The following is a 17,884-nucleotide window of genomic DNA, read 5'->3' on the forward strand; positions in this document are numbered from 1 at the left end:
GCTTTAAAGGGGTTTTTTATTGGGTGTACCAGCTTTACGGGGATACTTATTGGGAGTATCCTTGGTTTTTTCTATTACAAGAATGTGCCTCTCATCACCGTTAGGTAGCTTGTAATCAACTTCCTTGATAAGCTTTGCCCCAAGGACTGACAGAGAATGCTTGGCTTCACTAACCTCATCCTTCATCTGGCTTGCCTTAAGTGATAAGAGAATTCCATTTTTTTTCAGGAAGGGAATGGTAATCTCATTTAGGACATTAAGACGGGCCACGGCACGTGCTGTCACAAAATCAAAGCTCCCTCTAAATTCCTTATCCTGGCCAAAGTCTTCAGCTCGACCATGTAAGAGCTCAAGATCTGAAATACCAAGTTCTCCGCCCAAGAGCCTTAAAAAGTTGATTCGCTTATTAAGGGAGTCAATAATTGTGACCTTGATATGGGGGAAGATAATCTTCATGGGAATACTTGGAAATCCTGCTCCAGCTCCAATATCTAAAAGTTTGACCTCTTCATTTGGAATAAGTCCATATAAAATGGGAGCAATCGAATCGTAAAAATGTTTGAGATAGACCTCCTTTTTCTCAGTGATTGCCGTAAGATTTATCTTTTCATTCCATTCAACCAGGAGAGTAAAGTAAGCTTCAAATTGCTCCTTTTGCCTGTCGTCAAGTACAAGTTCAAATTTTTCTAGTTCCTTATAAAATTCTTCTGTATTCATTTAACCTCATCCTATTTCTATCTTTAAATAAATGATAGCATTTTTTTTGAAAAAATAATGGAAAAAGAGAAAAAAGGGACAATTTGTCCCTATTTTTCCTTGTTTTCTTTAGCTTGAGTGCGGTCAGCTTTTTTGATGTTTTCTTCCTCAAGTTTAAGACCAAGCTCAATAATGTACTCTCTAAGTCCATCTTTGATTTGAGGATGTCTTAGGCCGTGCTCGATTGTTGTTTCAACAAAACCAAGTTTGTCACCAACATCATAACGTTTACCCGTAAATTTATGAGCAAAAACTCTTTGAATTTTATTGAGAGATTCAATGGCATCTGTAAGTTGGATTTCTCCTCCAGCACCTGGCTCTTGATTTTCTAAAATATTAAAGATTTCAGGTGTTAATAGGTAACGCCCAATAATGGCAAGATTACTTGGAGCCTCATCAACTGGTGGTTTTTCAACAAAATTCGCTACATTGTAAAGATCTTTTTCGACCTGACCTTCAGGAGCGATAACCCCGTATTTGTCAACATCTTTTTTAGGAACTTCCATAACAGCGATTGTTGAAGCATGAACCTTGTTGTAGTCATTGATTAGCTGCTGGGTTAGGGGAACCTTATCTTCCATCAAGTCGTCACCAAGCATAACAACAAATGGCTCATCCCCAATAAAGGCCCTTGCCTGTAAAACAGCATGTCCAAGTCCTTTAGGGTGACTTTGGCGGATAAAGTGAAGGTTAATGTCAGTTGTTTCTTCAACTAATTTTAAAAGGTCATCCTTGCCTTTTTCCTTAAGGGTCATCTCAAGTTCAATATTTGAATCAAAGTGGTCTTCTATTGGACGCTTAGCCTTACCTGTTACGATTAGGATATCTTCAATCCCACTTGCCAAAGCTTCTTCAACGATAAATTGAATGGTTGGTTTGTCAACAATGGGAAGCATTTCCTTGGCAATAGCTTTAGTTGCTGGTAAGAAGCGGGTTCCAAGTCCTGCAGCAGGGATAACAGCTTTTCTAACTTTTTTTTCTTGATAGACTCTTTTCACAGTAAAATTCTCCTAATTTTTAAATATTATATTCGTTTTCAGCCTTAAATTCACGTTCCATGACAGCAACAATCTCCTCAGATAGGTTGGCATCCTCATAGAGCACTCGGTAAATGGTTTCAGTTATGGGCATTTCAATATTGAGATCTTGGGATAGCTCATAAGCAGCCCTTGCAGTTGCAACGCCTTCAATCACCATGCCCATGTTTTTTTCGATATCTGAAAGTTTTTCCCCTCGCCCAATGGCATCTCCTGCCCGCCAGTTTCTACTGTGCTGGCTGGTTGCAGTAACTACCAAGTCACCAACACCTGACAGACCAATATAGGTCAGAGGATTGGCTCCAAGAGCCACTCCCAAGCGAGTTATTTCAGCAAGTCCGCGGGTAATAATGGCAGCCTTAGCGTTGTCACCATAGCCCAAACCATGAAGGACTCCTGCACCAACGGCGATGATATTTTTTAAGGCTCCAGCGGTCTCAACTCCTATAACATCTACATTGGTATAGAGGCGGAAGTAGCGATTACTGAAAATCTTTTGGGCATAGTGGGCATCTTCCTCTGATTTTGAAGCACTGGTAATCAGGGTCAAATCGCGAACGGCAACCTCCTCAGCATGGCTGGGCCCTGAAATGACGATGATTTCACCCCGCAGATTGCTAGGAATTTCTTCTTCAAGAATCTGCGATATACGCAAGTGACTACCTTGCTCGAGCCCCTTTGAAGCATGCATGATATTTACCTTATGGTCAAGGACCTGGGCCACTTGCTTTGCAACTAGCCTGATAACCTTGGTTGGTACAACAAGTAAGATGGCGTCAACATCCTTAAGGGCTTCTGAAAGGTCAGCATAGGCCACAATGTCCTCAGAGAACTTCTGGTCGCCAAAAAAGAAGGAATTTGTATGTTCTTCATTGAATTCCCTAATCTGTTCGATCTTATTACTCCACAGTCTTACCTGGTGTCCATTATCATTTAAAACTTGAGCAAGTGCCGTCCCCCAGCTACCTGCACCAAGGACTGCAATTTTTTGTTTATTCAAAAAAAATCCTCCTATACGATAAACATATTTTAGCATATTCTTGTGATTTTTGTAAGTATCTATAGGAAATCAGCAGAAAATCAGCCCCTAGCTGTATATGTAAAGATGGAAAATGTGGTAGAATATCTTCAAAAGGAGAGTGCAGATTATGTGGAAAACAGTAATAATTTTAGTACTTGTATATCTAATAATTAAGAATTTGTCTTCAGATAAGGCAACTAGTAAAAATAAGGAAAAGACTAAAGTTAAAGGCAAGAAAAATAATAATAAGGTGGAGCACTACCGGGAAAAGGGACTGGATGACAAGGATATTAGTATCTTCCGGGAGACCATGAAGGAAGCTCGTGACCATATAAAATATTGGGAGGAAGAAATCTCACGCGATGAAAAACTAGTAATTATTGAAGAGGAAACCCAGGGTCTTTTTGCCAGCAAAAAAACCTTCCAAGCCATTGTTGAAGAACCTGCCATGATGACCAAGGAGGATACTTTCCTCTACAGGGATTTACCAAATATGACCACCTTGGTTAAAAAATACCGGCAGTTATCAGCCGTTAAGCCCGTAAGTCAAGAGGTTAAGCTTGAGCTTGCTGAAAGGCTTCATTACATAATGAAGCTTTCTGAGAAAATATCTAAAAATTACCAGGCAAGTTTGATTGATGATGTTGATGACATAAAATATTCCCTAAGAGAGGAGGAAATCCATGAATAATCCAATATTAGATGATTTGATGAAGGAAGATGAACTTAAGAATTTTGAGGACTCAAATAGCCTTGAAAATATTGATGCCATGGCAGTCAAGGATGAAATTGCTAGGCAAGAGCAGATAAAATCAACCACCTTATCAACCTTGAGCCCAGATGAGATTGAGCAGGCTAAAAAATTGGTTGAAGGTCTGGATGAAAATGACTCCCAGTCAGTCATCCAATATGGTACTAATGCCCAGAAAAAAATTGGCGATTTTTCCCAATCAGTACTAGATAAGGTCCAGGCCCAGGACTTGGGTGAGGTGGGATCAAGTCTTACTGATCTAATGTTTCGCTTGAAGGAAGCAGATACCAATGACCTAGTGGCTGAAGATAAGGGCTTCTTTAGTAAGATGTTTGGCAAGGTTAAAAAATCTGTCTTTGAGATTACTCAGAAATACCAAAAAATTGGAGCTGGGATTGATAAGATTGCTGGGAAACTTGATTATGAGCAGGCAGTTTTATTGGCTGATAACAAGGTATTAGAAGGCCTTTATGATGAAAATCTAAATTATTTTAAGGCCCTAAATGTCTACATTGCAGGAGCTGAACTTAAGATGATGGAGCTTGATGAGAAGACCATTCCTCAGGCAAGGCTTAAGGCTCAGGAATCTACAGAAGATGCTCTAGCCATTCAAAAAATTAGCGACCTTGAAGCTTATAGGAATCGTTTGGATAAGAGAACCTATGACCTGCGTCTAGTTAGGCAGATAACCATCCAGCAGGCCCCACAAATTCGCTTGATTCAAAATACCAACCAGGAGCTGGCTGAAAAAATTCAGACATCAATAAATACAGCCATTCCCCTTTGGAAAAATCAAGTTGCTATAGCCCTAACCCTCCTAAAACAAAAGGATGCCCTAACCAGCCAAAGGATAGTTTCTGAGACAACCAATGATTTGATGGCTAAAAATAGTGAAATGCTTAAAACCTCTGCCCTCGAAGCAGCTAGGGAAAATGAGCGTGGTGTAGTCGATATTGAGACCCTCAAGAAGACACAGGATGATTTAATCTACACCATTCAAGAAACCTTAAGAATTCAGTCTGAAGGTAGTCGTAAGCGTCGTGAGTCAGAGCTTGAACTTGCTAAAATGGAAGAAGACATCAAGGTTAAACTCCTTGAAGTTAGTGGAAAATAAGTGAAGTGTCTAGTAATAAGCCCATAGAAAATTTCTGAAAAGTACCTTGAAAGCAGGTACTTTTTCTTAACCTCTAAAATAGGTATATACCAATTGACAGGAGTTTTTAAAGGAGTAAAATAGAGAGTGAAACTCAAACAGTTAAGGGGAGATTATGAAATATATAAAAGCAGATAAATTCTTTTATCCTTATGAGCTTAAGGGGCCTGGCTACCTTGAGCTTAAAGGTGGAAAATTCGGTAGGTACCTAGCAAGCATTCCTGAGGACAGCACAGCTGAAATAATTGACTATAGTGGCTACGCTATTAGTCCTGGTTTAGTTGATACCCATATACATGGCTTTGCTGGAGTTGATATCATGGATAATGATATTGAGGGTGTTTTAGCTGATATGAGTCTAGGGCTTCTTGAAACAGGGGTGACCAGTTTTCTTGCTACCACCCTGACTGGTGACCATGATCTTTTGAAGGAAGTATCAGAAAATCTTGGAAAAAATTACAAAAGGGCTCAAGGGGCAAAAATTCAAGGAATCTATTTTGAAGGTCCTTATTTTACCGAAGAGTACAAGGGTGCACAAAATCCCACTTATTTTTCAGACCCCTCTATAGAAGAATTTAAGCTATGGCAGGAGGCCTCTGGGGGGATTATCAAAAAGATAGCTCTTGCACCTGAAAGAAGAGGTGTTGAGGAGTTCATTAATCAGGTTACGAGTGAAGGCGTGGTTGTGGCCTTGGGTCACTCTAATGCTACCCTAGAAGATGCCAGTCAGGCTGTTGAAGCTGGAGCTAGCGTGTGGGTCCATGCCTATAATGCCATGAGGGGGCTAAATCACAGGGAGCTTGGAATGGTAGGTTCCATGTTTGAACTTCCTCATACTTATGCCGAGCTGATTTGTGACGGCCACCACGTTCACCCTAAGGCCTGCCATATTTTAATGGAGCAAAAGGGGCATGAGCATGTAGCTCTTATAACAGACTGCATGAGTGCAGGAGGTCAAGCTGATGGCGACTACAAGCTAGGCGAATTTGATGTTGTCGTTCAGGAGGGAGTTGCCCGCCTGAAGGATGGTGGCAATCTGGCAGGAAGTATCTTACAGCTTAAAGACGCCCTCAAAAACGTAGTAGACTGGGGTCTTGCAAGTCCTGAGGAGGCTGTACGAATGGCTACTCTTATCCCAGCCCTATCTTCAAAAATCGATGATAAATGTGGCCGACTAAAAGAAGGCCGAGACGCTGACTTTATTGTCCTTGATGACAAGATGAACTTGGTATCAACTTGGGTTGATGGCCTTTGCCGCTATGAAAGATAGATTTACCCTATCTTTCTTTTTTTGATAAAAGAAGTTAATAATGTTTAAAAGTTAAAATATTTGCTAAAATAACTTTAATTGGTATAATTGATTAAAGGTCAAAAAAGGTCAAACTTTAAATAAATATAAATTTTTACTTATAAAAGGAGATTAATATGCTTTGTCAAAATTGTAAAAAAAATGAAGCTACGATCCATCTCTACACGACAGCAGATGGAAAAAAACACCAAACAGATCTCTGTCAAAAATGCTATCAGGAATTAAAGGTTGGTGGCCGGACCAATCTATTTGATGGCCCACAAAATTCTACTACTAATAATAATGATAACAATCGCCAGTATAATCCCTTTGAAGACTTATTTGGTACCCTCAACCGAGAGTTCCAGATGGGCTACAATCAACCACCTAAAACTCAAACTGGTGGTCAGGGTGGTGGCAAGGGACCAAGGAAGCCTAAAAGTTCTAAGCCATCTCTTTTAGATGAGTTTGGGATTAATATTACTGACCTTGCCCGCCAGGGGAAGATTGATCCAGTTATTGGACGAGACCAAGAAATTACCCGGGTCATCGAGATTTTAAACAGGCGAACAAAAAATAACCCAGTTTTAATTGGTGAACCAGGAGTTGGTAAAACAGCAGTGGTTGAAGGCTTGGCCCAAAAAATTATCGATGAGGATGTCCCTCAAAAACTTCTGGGTAAGGAGGTTATCAGGCTTGATGTGGTAAGTCTTGTCCAAGGTACAGGTGTCCGCGGCCAATTTGAGGAAAGGATGCAGAAGCTTCTTGAAGAAATAAGGGAGCGAGATGATGTCATTCTCTTCATTGATGAAATTCATGAAATTGTGGGAGCTGGAAGTACTGGTGATGGAAGTATGGATGCTGGAAATATCCTAAAACCTGCCCTTGCCAGAGGCGAGGTTCAGATGGTTGGGGCCACAACCCTAAATGAATACAGAATTATCGAAAAAGATGCAGCCCTTGAGCGAAGGATGCAACCTGTAAAGGTTGATGAACCAAGTGTTGATGAGACCATTACTATTCTAAAGGGTATTCAAAAGAGGTATGAGGACTATCATCACGTTAAATATACCGATGAGGCCATAATCCAGGCAGTCCAACTGTCTAACCGCTATATTCAGGACAGATTTTTACCCGATAAGGCAATCGACCTGCTTGATGAAGCTGGTTCTAAGAAAAACCTAACCCTTCGTTTCCTAGACCCTGAAGATTTAACCAGAAAGATTGATCAAGCAGAGGACCAGAAGAATGAGGCCATGATACTTGAGGACTTTGAAAAGGCTGCCTTCTTTAGGGATCAAATTTCTAAACTTAAGCTCTTGAGGGAAGAAAGTGGTGAGAAGGTTGACACTCCATTAATTTCTGAAAAGGATATTGAGGCTATTATCGAGCAAAAAACCAATATTCCCGTTGGAAATATCAAGGAGAAGGAGCAAGGCCAGCTCATCAATCTAGCCAGTGACTTGAAGGCTCATGTAATTGGTCAAGATGATGCTGTCGATAAGATTTCAAAGGCCATTCGCCGTAATCGAATTGGTCTTGGTAAGGACAATCGTCCTATTGGGTCATTCATGTTTGTAGGTCCTACTGGAGTTGGAAAAACAGAGCTTGCCAAGCAACTTGCCAAAGAGCTGTTTGGCTCAGAAGAGAGTATGATTCGCTTTGACATGAGTGAATACATGGAAAAACATAGTGTTGCCAAGCTGATTGGGGCTCCTCCAGGCTATGTCGGCTATGAAGAAGCCGGTCAGCTGTCAGAGAAGGTTCGCCGCAACCCTTATTCGCTTATCCTTTTGGATGAGATTGAAAAGGCCCATCCTGATGTGATGCACATGTTCCTTCAGGTACTAGATGATGGACGCCTGACAGATGCTCAGGGTCGAACAATCAGCTTCAAGGATGCAATTATTATCATGACCAGTAATGCTGGAAGTGGTAAGGTTGAGGCTAGTGTAGGTTTTGGAGCAGCCCATGAAGGGCGGACAAACTCTGTTCTAGGCCAACTGGGTGATTTCTTTAGCCCTGAGTTCATGAATCGTTTTGATGGGATTATTGAATTTAAGCCTTTGGACAAGGAAAACTTGCTTAAGATTGTTGATCTAATGCTTGCTGGAGTCAATGGCCAACTTGCTAAAAATGATATCCATCTTGATGTTACTGAAAAAGCCAAGGAAAAATTGGTTGATTTGGGCTATGATCCAGCCATGGGAGCAAGGCCCCTTCGTAGGACCATCCAAGATAATATTGAAGATGGGATAGCTGACTTTTACCTGGAAAATCCAGATAATAATAGGCTGGTTGCTGATTTAAATAAGGATGATAAGATTGTTATCAGAAAGAAGCGTGGCCGCAAGAAGAAAGCTACCCCTAAAAATTCTAAGCCAGCACAAGCTGAGGCAGAATTAGTGGAATAAACAAAAAAGAATCCCTTTAGGATTCTTTTTTTGTTATCTGCCTGTGAATACAGTGCCAATTTTTATTTCTTCGCCACATGCTGGTTACTAGGAATACATCTTCACCGATAAAGTATTCATAATCAAGGACAAAGGTTTTTTTACTGATTCTACTTGGTTGGAAGTGGGCCAGCCCAAGTTTTTCCTGGAATCTTTGCCCAAGTTTTTCCTGCCTGTTAAGAATAAGTCCCTCACTTGTAATTTCCTTGAAATTGCTATCAAGAAGGTTATTAAGATTTGTACCATTTAGGACCTCCTCTTCAAGCTTAAGAAGGTCAAGGGCAATGTAGCTATCCCTCTCCTCATCAGCTAAATAAGTGGGTTCCACATGGACGTCGACATCAAAAATATCAAATTTTTGCCTGAGGAGATTCTCGATTTCCTCAGTTGCCAAATGACTCTCATAGACTGACATGTCAGGGCTCATATCAACTACCACATCAAGGAAAATATTACTGCCGTAAGTACGCCCCCTGATATTTTTAACCTCTTCAACGTCCTTAATGGTCATGATGGCCTCTTTGTAGTCATCAATCTTTTGCTCATCAAATCCATCAGACAGGCTAAAGGCACTTTCAGAGAAAATATCATAGGCTGTTTTAAAGATAAAGATGGTAATGATAATGGCCATCAAGCGGTCAATAACGGTCAGATTAAATGAAGCTGCGACGATGGCAATCGAGGTTGCAATTGAGGTCACAGCATCACTAAGATTATCCTTAGCGGCAGCCATAAGACCAGGTGATTTAACATTATCAGCCAGCCTCTTATTGTAAATATAGATGACGTACATGATAATGGCTGAAAAAATACCAACGATAGCACCAACAGGGTCAATTTCAGTTTTTTGATTGGCTATCATGTCAACGATGGTTTGGCGAAGGACGACAAAACCTACGGCGAACATGATAAAACTTGTAATCAGGCTTGCAACACTTTCAACCTTCCAGTGACCATAAGCATGGTCACTATCAGCGGGACGCCTTGCCATACGGATACCTGCAAGGACGGCTATATTTCCCAAGATGTCGGTGATGTTATTAAATCCATCAGCCCTCAAACTTTCTGAATTAGTAAGATTTGCGACAGCAATCTTGATGATTGATAGGACGACATAGGCGATGATACTGATTAAGGCACCACGCTCAGCTAGTTTTAGCTCTTTAACTCTTGAATTACTCATAAAGAGTATTGTACCATAAAAAAATTGGTCTGTAATAAGTGATGCAAAAGTCTTGACAGATACATCTAAAAGTAAGATAATTTGTTAGTCTAAAAAATAAAAAACTAATTATCTTAGAAGGGAGGAAGGATGTCTGAAATAAGTAGGAATCTCCTGGGTCTGTTTATGCAGATTGTCCATAAGCCAGATTTGATGATGGCCGTTCAAGGGGTGACTGATAAGAGGAGGGTAAAGAAGGACGGAAGTCACCGGGGTTCAAGAGGACTTCTTCTCTACCTGGAAAAAATGGGTGATGGCCTTACCAACTCTGAAATTGCTGATACCTTTAGCATAAAGCCATCAAGTGTTACTGCCATGGTCAAACAACTTGAACAGGAAGATTTAATCTACAGACTAGTTGATGAAGATGACAAGAGAATAAGCCGTGTTTATCTAACTCCTAAGGGCAGGCAGGATGTCAAGGAACGCAAGAGACATGTGGATAAGGTGACGGAGGAGATATTTGCTTCTTTGACTGTAGAAGAGCAGGGTCATTTACTTCGGCTCTTGACCAAACTTGACAACTCACTAAAGTCTCCAAGCAAGGTGTCTAAAAATTGTATAAGTGACCTTTAAAAGGTGACTTAATAAATGACAATTACCTTTCAAATGAGTAAAATGTTCTTACTGGTTTAAAGTCTATTTGTAGTTTAAGGACTCTTAAAGTTGCGTCGATTAAAAATAAGAAAGTAGAAAGAGGAGAAAATGCTTTTCCAATTTATTAAAAAATATAAGTGGTATGCACTAACATCTCTTGTGATGATTGGATTTGTTGTAGCATCAAGCTTACTGCAACCGCAGTACTTGAAAGATGTGCTTGCAGCAGTCTTAAATGATGACAAGGATAAAATATTAAGTATCGGGGTCTGGCTGATCGGAATAGCCGTTGTTGGGTTACTAGCGGGACTTATTAATACAGTCTTAGCAGCCAAGATTGCCCAAGGGGTATCAGCAGATATCAGGGAGGCAAGCTTCCGTAAAATCCAAACTTTTTCATATTCAAATATTGAAAAATTCAATGCCGGAAATCTAGTAGTAAGGATGACAAATGACGTCAACCAGGTCCAAAACTTGGTTATGATGCTCTTCCAGGTTCTTTTAAGGGTACCTTTACTCTTTATCGGATCTTTCGTCCTTGCCATTAATACCCTTCCTGAGTTGTGGTGGTTAATTATTTTACTGGTTGTTCTTATTGTTGCCATCACAGGTCTTGCCATGGGCAAGATGGGGCCTCACTTTGGTGCCTTCCAAAAATTACTTGATAGAAGCAATACCATTGCCAAGGAAAACCTTCGTGGTGCTCGTGTTGTTAAGAGTTTTGTCCAAGAAAAAGCTCAAATTAAGGAATTTGACGAAACAAGTGATGAGCTCTTAGGGCATAACCTAGCAGTTGGTAATCTTTTTTCAACCATGATTCCAGCCTTTACCCTTGTCAGCCAGCTGACAATTTTTGCAGCTATTTACCTGGTATCAGGATTTCTTACTGAAAAACCAGAGGCCTTGGGGTCAGTTGCAAGTTTCATGACCTACATGAGTCAAATCATGTTTGCAATTATTATGGGTGGAATGATGTCAATGATGGCAAGCCGTGCCTTCATCTCAATTCGTCGGATTAATGAAATTTTAAAAACCGAGCCAGAAATGTACTTTAAGGATGGTCCTGCTGAGGACTTAGAAGGTTCAATTGAATTTGACCATGTTTCATTCACCTATCCAAATGATGATAGCCCAACCCTTAAAGATGTAAGCTTTAAGATTAATCCAGGCCAAACTGTTGGGGTCGTTGGGGCAACAGGTTCAGGGAAAACTACCCTAGCCCAGTTAATCCCAAGATTATTTGACCCAAGTAAGGGTGAGGTTAAAATTGGTGGTGAGGACTTAAAAGACTTAAGCCGTGCAACCATCAAGAAAAATATCTCAATCGTCCTTCAAAAAGCCATTCTTTTTAGCGGAAGCATTGCCGATAACCTTAAGCAAGGTAAGGAAGATGCAAGTAATGCTGAAATGGAAAAGGCCAGTAGAATTGCCCAAGCCAAGGAATTTATTGAAAAAATGCCAGATGCTTATGAGTCAGAGGTAGAAGAGCGTTCAGCCAACTTCTCAGGAGGACAGAAGCAAAGGATGAGTATTGCCCGCGGGGTTATTAAAAATCCTAAGGTTTTAGTGCTTGATGATTCAACAAGTGCCCTTGATGCCAAGAGTGAAAAACTTGTGCAAGAGGCTCTTAATAAGGATTTAAAAGGAACCACAACAGTTATTGTTGCCCAAAAAATATCAAGTGTGGTAAAAGCTGATAAGATTTTGGTTCTTGACGAAGGAAAATTAATTGGTCAAGGAAGCCACAAGGAGCTTCTTGAGACAAATGCCGTTTACCGTGAAATTTATGATACACAGAAAGGAAGTGATGAATAATGGGTGAATACAAGCAGGCAGCTAAATTTTTCTATCAATATTTTAAAAAATATAAGTTTTCATTTTTTATCATCTTCCTGGCTATCATCACTGCAACTTACTTGCAGGTTAAGGCTCCAGTCTTCTTAGGAGATGCCCTAACTAGCCTTGGTGAGTGGCTTGGTGATTATATGAAGGCCAAGGGTCTTGCCCAGGCAACAGGAGCAGCATTTGTTAGCCCAAGCAAGCAACCTTTTTATAATATTATGTGGAAACTTCTTCTAACCTATGTTTTCACAACAGTTGCAACCCTTATCTACTCAATCCTCTTTACTAGGGTGGTAAGTTACTCTACTAATGAGATGCGTAAGGGCTTATTTGGAAAACTTGAACGTCTTACAATTTCATTTTTCGACCGCCATCAAGATGGAGACATTCTAAGTCGATTTACAAGTGACCTTGATAATATTCAAAACTCATTTAACCAGTCGCTAACTCAGGTGGCGACAAACTCTGCCTTATTTATCGGCCTACTTATCATGATGTTTAGGCAAAATGTTAATATGGCTTGGCTTACTATTGCATCAACTCCAGTTGCCTTAATTGTGGCTATTGTCATTGTTCGTCAGGCTAAAAAATATACTGACATCCAACAAGATGAGGTTGGTAAATTAAATGCTTATATGGATGAGAAGATTTCAGGGCAAAAGGCGATTATTGTTGAAGGTTTGCAAGAAGATGCCATTAAAGGCTTCGTCAAACAAAATGAAAAAGTTAAGGCAGCAACCTTTAAGGCACGTGTCTTTGGGGGCATGCTTTTCCCAACAATGAACGGGATTAGCTTGATTAATACAGCCCTTGTAATCTTTGGTGGGTCATACTTAGCCTTAAATGATAGCTCAATGTCAAGGGCAGCAGCTCTTGGTCTTGTAGTTATGTTTGTTCAATATTCACAACAGTACTACCAGCCAATCATGCAGATTTCAAGTAGCTTTACCGAGCTTCAAATGGCTATAACCGGTGCCCACCGTCTAAATGAGATGTTTGAAGAACCTGAAGAAATTCGTCCTGACCAAGGTCTTAAGTTTGAAAAACTTGAGTCAGCAGTTTCTATTAGTGATATCGATTTCTCATATGTTCCAGGAAAACCAGTCTTAAAAGATGTATCAATCGAAGTTGATAAGGGTCAAATGGTGGCCTTGGTTGGACCGACAGGATCAGGTAAGACTACCATTATGAACCTGATGAATCGTTTTTATGATGTCGATTCTGGATCAATCAAGATTGACAACACTGACATTCGTGAGATGGATCTTGATAGTTTAAGGTCAAATGTTGGTATTGTGCTACAAGAATCTGTCCTCTTTAGTGGAACCATCGCTGATAACATTCGCTTTGGGAAACCTAATGCCAGTGAGGAAGAAATCATCACAGCTGCTAAAACAACCCACATCCATGACTTCATTATGAGTCTTCCAGAAGCCTATAATACTCATGTTGATGATGATGAAAATGTCTTCTCAACAGGACAAAAGCAGTTGATTTCTATTGCAAGAACTATTCTTACAAATCCTGAGCTTTTAATCCTTGATGAGGCAACAAGTAATGTCGATACAGTTACTGAAAGCAAAATTCAAATGGCCATGGAAGCAGCCATTGCTGGACGGACAAGCTTTGTAATTGCCCACAGACTTAAGACAATATTAAATGCGGATAAAATTGTAGTCCTCAGAGACGGACAAGTAATCGAGGAAGGAAGCCACAAGGAACTCCTTAAACTTGGTGGATTCTACTCTGAGCTTTACCACAATCAATTTGTCTTTGAATAAAAAAAGACTAAACTCCTTATAAATAAGGGGTTTAGTTTTTTTGTTTGTGATTTGAAAGGATGCTTTTTGGCCCTTAAAATTGTATAATTGAGGGGAAGACTAAAAAATAGAGGAATTTAACAATGAAGATATTATATACGGGTGGGGGATCGGCAGGTCATGTGAGCCTCAACCTCCACTTGATTGAACTTTTTGGAAAAGATGGCTGGGAGCAAGTTTATATTGGTTCCAAGGAAGGTATTGAGCGGGAGATGTTGAAAAAATATCCCCAGGTTGACTACCAGGCCATTTCAACTGGAAAATTAAGGCGATATTTTTCTTGGCAAAATTTTACCGATATTTTTAAAATTATGGCGGGAATTTTTCAAGCTCGAAAGATTATTAAAAAAGCAAGGCCTGATTTTATTTTTTCAAAGGGTGGCTTTGTTTCAGTACCAGTTGTAATTGGAGCTAAGATGAATGGGGTTCCGGTCATTATCCATGAATCCGATAAGACCATGGGTCTTGCCAATAAGATTTCTTCTAAATTTGCCAAGGAAGTTTTGACTACCTTTAAGATTCCAGGTCACAGGCAGGTTGGAGCAGTCATTGATGATCAAGCTACTTCTAATTTTGAGCTACCTGAGTCATTTGATAAGAATAAGAAGACCATTCTTTTCTGGGGTGGAAGTCTTGGGGCTAAAAGTATTAATGATTTGGTCAGAAATAACTTAGATGATTTGCTTAAAAAATACAATGTTATCCATCAAACAGGAAGTGGTAATTCCTATGAGGAAGTTCCTGGTTACTATCCCTTTGAGTTTATAAGTGGAGGCATGCTTGGGATTATTAAAAGTTCAGACCTTGTTGTGGCTCGGGCTGGATCAAACTCTATCTTTGAGATTCTCTACTGTAAAAAACCAAATATTCTAGTTCCCTTATCAGCTGCTGGAAGTAGAGGAGACCAGATTCAAAATGCCCGCTACTTTGAAGAGATGGGCTACTCTCAGGTAATCCAAGATGAGGATTTGACCTATGATAAGTTAAGAGAAAAGCTAAGTGACCTTGAAAGTAATCAGGATAGCTATATTGATAAGATGGAGCAGTCTAATGAAATTATTTCAACTACTGACTTCTATCAACTTTTAAATACCCTTTACTAAAAAGAAAAAACCTGCAAACCAGGTTTTTTTAAATATCAACAATTTTTGTTCCATGAACATACTTGACACCAGTAAGATCAGCTAGGTCTTGAGCATTCTCATAGGTTACGCCGCCTCCAATCATAATGTCAATACGACCAGCAGCATAGGCGACCATTTCCTTGATTTTATCGATATTTAGAACTTGATCTAGGCTATTTCCGTGGGTCAGGATTTTTTCAACACCCTGGTCGATTAGGTAGTCCATGGCAGCCTGCCAGTCAGAAATTTCATCAAAGGCCATATGAAAGGTTATGGGAAGACCTAGACTTGCGATTAAAAGGCGTTCCATGACTTCTTCATCAATTGTATTTTCAGAAGTTAGGGCACCTAGGACAAGAGCTGTGGCACCAGCTTCTGTGGCCCTCAAGATATCCTCTTCCATAATTTTAACCTCGATGCTATTGTAGACAAAGTCCCCACCACGCGGGCGAATCATGACTGCAAGAGGAATGTTGTCGTCCTTGGTATAAAGGGATGCTTCCTTGATTACCCCGTAGCTTGGAGTGGTCCCACCGACTGCTAGATTATCGCAAAGCTCAACTCGATTGGCACCAGCTTTTAGGGCCTTGGGGATAAGGGTGAAGTTTTCAGCACAAAATTCCTTGATTAACATATAAGTCTCCAATTGTTTTATTTGATTTAATGATACAATAAATGCCCTTACTTGTAAAAGAAAGCTTGTGGTCTTGGATGCTTACCCATACCTATAAAATAGCTTTCTAGCAATCAGCCCAATAGCTTATTAGTTGATGAGGAGGTTATATTGACGAAGGGCTCAGAAAAAGTTAAAATTAATTAAAAATATCACAACTATAATTATTAGAACAAGGAAGAATATGAAAAAAAATTCAATCAAGGAACTTACTGTAGTGGCAATTTTAATTGCCATGGGGATTGCCATTCCAATGGTCATGCCAAAAATTGTCATTGGACCAGCTTCATTCACCCTAGCTAGCCATGTTCCCCTCTTTATGGCCATGTTTTTCTCACCTGGTGTAGCAGTTTTAGTAGCTCTTGGTACGGCCTTTGGTTTCTTCATTACAACGCCAATTATTATTGCCCTAAGAGCCTTATCACATTTACTATTTGCCTGGTTGGGAGCAATTTACCTGCAAAAGAGGCCAGATATTGTTTTAAGCAATAAGAAGTTCCAGCTTTATAATGTTGTCATTGCTCTCATTCATACAATAGTTGAAATGGCAGTTGTAGCGGTCTTCTTTTTCTCAGGTATGGGGGCGAAACCACAAAACTTAGGCTACCTGCTTACAATTATGGCCCTTGGAGGTTTTGTTCACAGCCTAGTTGACTACAATATAGCCTACTATATTGCACGACCATTAAGTAAAATATTTGATATCCCAGTCTTTAAGAAGGCTGAAAGTCTTAGCAAAAAATAATATTTAAATAAAACTGATGATTTTGTATCTTACAAATTTGTCAGTTTTTTTGATCAAATTGTTAGCTCAGGGGTCAATAAATTAGATATAATGTGCTAGAAGCAATAATTAAAGATTGGAGAAATTTATGAATATAATAAAAAAAGGAATCACCGGAAATGAGCTCAAGCTCTTTGGTGTTGTTCTAATGGTGATTGACCATATTCATCAGATGTTTGAATATGCTGGTGTCCCAACCTACTTTTCAATGATTGGCCGCTTGGTGCTACCAATCTTCCTCTTTACCCTGTCAGAAGGATTCCACTATACTAGGGATAAGGGAAAATACCTTAAACGCCTATTCATTGGAGCCCTTTCAATGAATATCTTAAATATCTTGATTTCAAGGCTTTTCCCTATGATGGATTTTGGTGTGGTTCTAATCAACAATGTGTTTATGACCATGTTTATTTCAGCAATTTTCATGCTGGCCTATGACCGCATCAGGGAGAAAAAATATCTAAAGGCTGCCATTTTAGTTGGTCTACCCCTTCTTGCAACAGTTATCGGAATGGTCTTGATGGGAGTGTTACCAATAGTTGGTGCCTACTTCATGATTTTTGTACCAAACTTTATCACCCTTGAAGGTGGAGTTATTTCAGCCCTCTTAGGCCTTGGATTTTATATCTTCCGCGATAAAAGATGGGTTCAGTATCTCCTAATTATTCTGGCTGGAATTTTATCTGCATCATCAGGTAACTTTACTAACCTCTTTACCAGCAACTTCCAGTGGATGCTTGTATTTTCAATCATTCCCATTGCCCTTTATAATGGTCAAAAAGGTGGCGGTTCAAAATATTTCTTCTATATTTTCTATCCTGCTCACATTTATATCCTTTATATCTTGTCATACCTATATGCAAATTACTTCATGTAAAAAAATACCCTATCTTCAGATAGGGTGTTTTTTTAATTTACTTTTTTAATATTTGAAACAACATCACCTACGACTTGCGGAGGTAGTGAATTTGTCATGGCAGGGTGCCCTGATAGGGTGAAGGCTACCTTGTCGCCTGCCTTGTAATCGCTGGCCTTAAAGTCTTTTGGTAGCTGATCCTTGCTAAGATTTAAGACTAGACCATTGGCCTCTAAGATGCCTTTTAAATCATTGGGATCACTTGTCGCCTCAATGTTTTTTAGAGAAAAGCGATAAGACTTATCTGCATCATCAAGCTGGCTTACGTCTTCATCAAGAATGGCTGTAAAATTTCCTTTTTTTGCCTCATCCTTTGATGAGTCACTAAGGCTTGTTGAAGAAGTAGTCTTATCCTTTGAGGCCTCCTTAGAAGAGCAAGCAAGCAAGCTTCCAGAAACAAGTAGGCTTATAGCAAGAAGGGGCAGTGTTTTTTTAAGATTCATTATA

At 39.8% G+C, this 17,884-nt stretch carries 16 protein-coding genes; 10 read left to right on the forward strand and 6 right to left on the reverse strand.

The window, feature by feature from the left end; all coding sequences use genetic code 11:
- Nucleotides 1-3: 3 nt before the first annotated feature.
- The 3 genes from rsmG to OZX68_01585 all read right to left on the reverse strand — a co-directional run bounded on the left by rsmG (nt 4) and on the right by OZX68_01585 (nt 2,793).
- Entirely contained in the window at nt 4-717 is a 714-nt protein-coding gene (rsmG, locus tag OZX68_01575) for a 16S rRNA (guanine(527)-N(7))-methyltransferase RsmG (GenBank protein ID WEV60960.1), read from the reverse strand.
- Between the two features lie 89 nt (nt 718-806).
- Nucleotides 807-1,754: a UTP--glucose-1-phosphate uridylyltransferase GalU gene (gene galU, locus OZX68_01580; protein WEV60961.1), complete on the reverse strand. Its 948-nt coding sequence runs from the start codon at nt 1,752-1,754 to the stop codon at nt 807-809.
- Nucleotides 1,755-1,773: 19 nt separating this feature from the next.
- Nucleotides 1,774-2,793: an NAD(P)H-dependent glycerol-3-phosphate dehydrogenase gene (locus OZX68_01585; GenBank protein WEV60962.1), complete on the reverse strand. Its 1,020-nt coding sequence runs from the start codon at nt 2,791-2,793 to the stop codon at nt 1,774-1,776.
- A 148-nt stretch (nt 2,794-2,941) separates the two neighbouring features.
- Here OZX68_01585 and OZX68_01590 point away from each other — a divergent pair, with 148 nt between their 5' ends.
- From OZX68_01590 to OZX68_01605, 4 genes are all read left to right on the forward strand, one after another.
- Entirely contained in the window at nt 2,942-3,505 is a 564-nt protein-coding gene (locus OZX68_01590) for a 5-bromo-4-chloroindolyl phosphate hydrolysis family protein (GenBank protein ID WEV60963.1), read from the forward strand.
- Entirely contained in the window at nt 3,498-4,679 is a 1,182-nt protein-coding gene (locus OZX68_01595; protein ID WEV60964.1) for a toxic anion resistance protein, read from the forward strand. The genes OZX68_01590 and OZX68_01595 overlap by 8 nt, the downstream gene beginning before the upstream one ends.
- 151 nt (nt 4,680-4,830) lie before the next feature.
- Complete coding sequence (nagA, locus tag OZX68_01600) at nt 4,831-5,988, forward strand: N-acetylglucosamine-6-phosphate deacetylase (protein ID WEV61353.1); 1,158 nt, start codon at nt 4,831-4,833, stop codon at nt 5,986-5,988.
- A gap of 155 nt (nt 5,989-6,143) precedes the next feature.
- Entirely contained in the window at nt 6,144-8,420 is a 2,277-nt protein-coding gene (locus OZX68_01605; GenBank protein WEV60965.1) for an AAA family ATPase, read from the forward strand.
- Between the two features lie 16 nt (nt 8,421-8,436).
- Here OZX68_01605 and OZX68_01610 read toward each other — a convergent pair whose 3' ends face one another.
- The gene (locus OZX68_01610) at nt 8,437-9,642 is read right to left on the reverse strand and encodes a cation diffusion facilitator family transporter (protein WEV60966.1); all 1,206 of its coding nucleotides are present in this window, start codon (nt 9,640-9,642) and stop codon (nt 8,437-8,439) included.
- A gap of 129 nt (nt 9,643-9,771) precedes the next feature.
- On the opposite strand from OZX68_01610, the gene OZX68_01615 reads away from it, so the two are divergent.
- From OZX68_01615 to OZX68_01630, 4 genes are all read left to right on the forward strand, one after another.
- On the forward strand, nt 9,772-10,257 hold the full coding sequence (locus OZX68_01615; protein ID WEV60967.1) for a MarR family transcriptional regulator: 486 nt from the start codon (nt 9,772-9,774) through the stop codon (nt 10,255-10,257).
- Between the two features lie 129 nt (nt 10,258-10,386).
- Nucleotides 10,387-12,093, forward strand: a complete 1,707-nt coding sequence (locus OZX68_01620; GenBank protein WEV60968.1) for an ABC transporter ATP-binding protein — start codon at nt 10,387-10,389, stop codon at nt 12,091-12,093.
- Nucleotides 12,093-13,901 carry an ABC transporter ATP-binding protein gene (locus tag OZX68_01625; GenBank protein WEV60969.1) on the forward strand — a complete coding sequence of 603 codons (1,809 nt, stop codon included), beginning with the start codon at nt 12,093-12,095 and terminating at the stop codon, nt 13,899-13,901. The genes OZX68_01620 and OZX68_01625 overlap by 1 nt, the downstream gene beginning before the upstream one ends.
- A 122-nt stretch (nt 13,902-14,023) precedes the next feature.
- A complete protein-coding gene (locus tag OZX68_01630) occupies nt 14,024-15,043 on the forward strand; it encodes an undecaprenyldiphospho-muramoylpentapeptide beta-N-acetylglucosaminyltransferase (protein WEV60970.1) in 1,020 nt (339 codons plus the stop codon).
- A 28-nt stretch (nt 15,044-15,071) separates the two neighbouring features.
- Here OZX68_01630 and OZX68_01635 read toward each other — a convergent pair whose 3' ends face one another.
- Entirely contained in the window at nt 15,072-15,698 is a 627-nt protein-coding gene (locus OZX68_01635; protein ID WEV60971.1) for a copper homeostasis protein CutC, read from the reverse strand.
- A 223-nt stretch (nt 15,699-15,921) separates the two neighbouring features.
- Here OZX68_01635 and OZX68_01640 point away from each other — a divergent pair, with 223 nt between their 5' ends.
- Both OZX68_01640 and OZX68_01645 read left to right on the forward strand, forming a co-directional pair.
- Nucleotides 15,922-16,482, forward strand: a complete 561-nt coding sequence (locus tag OZX68_01640) for a hypothetical protein (GenBank protein WEV60972.1) — start codon at nt 15,922-15,924, stop codon at nt 16,480-16,482.
- Nucleotides 16,483-16,609: 127 nt separating this feature from the next.
- Nucleotides 16,610-17,398: a TraX family protein gene (locus OZX68_01645; protein ID WEV60973.1), complete on the forward strand. Its 789-nt coding sequence runs from the start codon at nt 16,610-16,612 to the stop codon at nt 17,396-17,398.
- A gap of 32 nt (nt 17,399-17,430) precedes the next feature.
- Here OZX68_01645 and OZX68_01650 read toward each other — a convergent pair whose 3' ends face one another.
- Nucleotides 17,431-17,880 carry a hypothetical protein gene (locus tag OZX68_01650; protein ID WEV60974.1) on the reverse strand — a complete coding sequence of 150 codons (450 nt, stop codon included), beginning with the start codon at nt 17,878-17,880 and terminating at the stop codon, nt 17,431-17,433.
- Nucleotides 17,881-17,884 lie beyond the last annotated feature (4 nt).

The sequence above is a fragment of the Streptococcaceae bacterium ESL0729 genome (assembly GCA_029391995.1).
Taxonomy (GTDB): Bacteria; Bacillota; Bacilli; order Lactobacillales; family Streptococcaceae; genus Floricoccus.

Bases quoted from the DNA above. Each gene is read 5' to 3' on its own strand.
- rsmG (WEV60960.1), bottom strand. From the start codon at position 717: ATGAATACAGAAGAATTTTATAAGGAACTAGAAAAATTTGAACTTGTA.
- OZX68_01590 (WEV60963.1), top strand. From the start codon at position 2,942: ATGTGGAAAACAGTAATAATTTTAGTACTTGTATATCTAATAATTAAG.
- OZX68_01595 (WEV60964.1), top strand. From the start codon at position 3,498: ATGAATAATCCAATATTAGATGATTTGATGAAGGAAGATGAACTTAAG.
- OZX68_01605 (WEV60965.1), top strand. From the start codon at position 6,144: ATGCTTTGTCAAAATTGTAAAAAAAATGAAGCTACGATCCATCTCTAC.
- OZX68_01610 (WEV60966.1), bottom strand. From the start codon at position 9,642: ATGAGTAATTCAAGAGTTAAAGAGCTAAAACTAGCTGAGCGTGGTGCC.
- OZX68_01615 (WEV60967.1), top strand. From the start codon at position 9,772: ATGTCTGAAATAAGTAGGAATCTCCTGGGTCTGTTTATGCAGATTGTC.
- OZX68_01620 (WEV60968.1), top strand. From the start codon at position 10,387: ATGCTTTTCCAATTTATTAAAAAATATAAGTGGTATGCACTAACATCT.
- OZX68_01625 (WEV60969.1), top strand. From the start codon at position 12,093: ATGGGTGAATACAAGCAGGCAGCTAAATTTTTCTATCAATATTTTAAA.
- OZX68_01630 (WEV60970.1), top strand. From the start codon at position 14,024: ATGAAGATATTATATACGGGTGGGGGATCGGCAGGTCATGTGAGCCTC.
- OZX68_01635 (WEV60971.1), bottom strand. From the start codon at position 15,698: ATGTTAATCAAGGAATTTTGTGCTGAAAACTTCACCCTTATCCCCAAG.
- OZX68_01640 (WEV60972.1), top strand. From the start codon at position 15,922: ATGAAAAAAAATTCAATCAAGGAACTTACTGTAGTGGCAATTTTAATT.
- OZX68_01645 (WEV60973.1), top strand. From the start codon at position 16,610: ATGAATATAATAAAAAAAGGAATCACCGGAAATGAGCTCAAGCTCTTT.
- OZX68_01650 (WEV60974.1), bottom strand. From the start codon at position 17,880: ATGAATCTTAAAAAAACACTGCCCCTTCTTGCTATAAGCCTACTTGTT.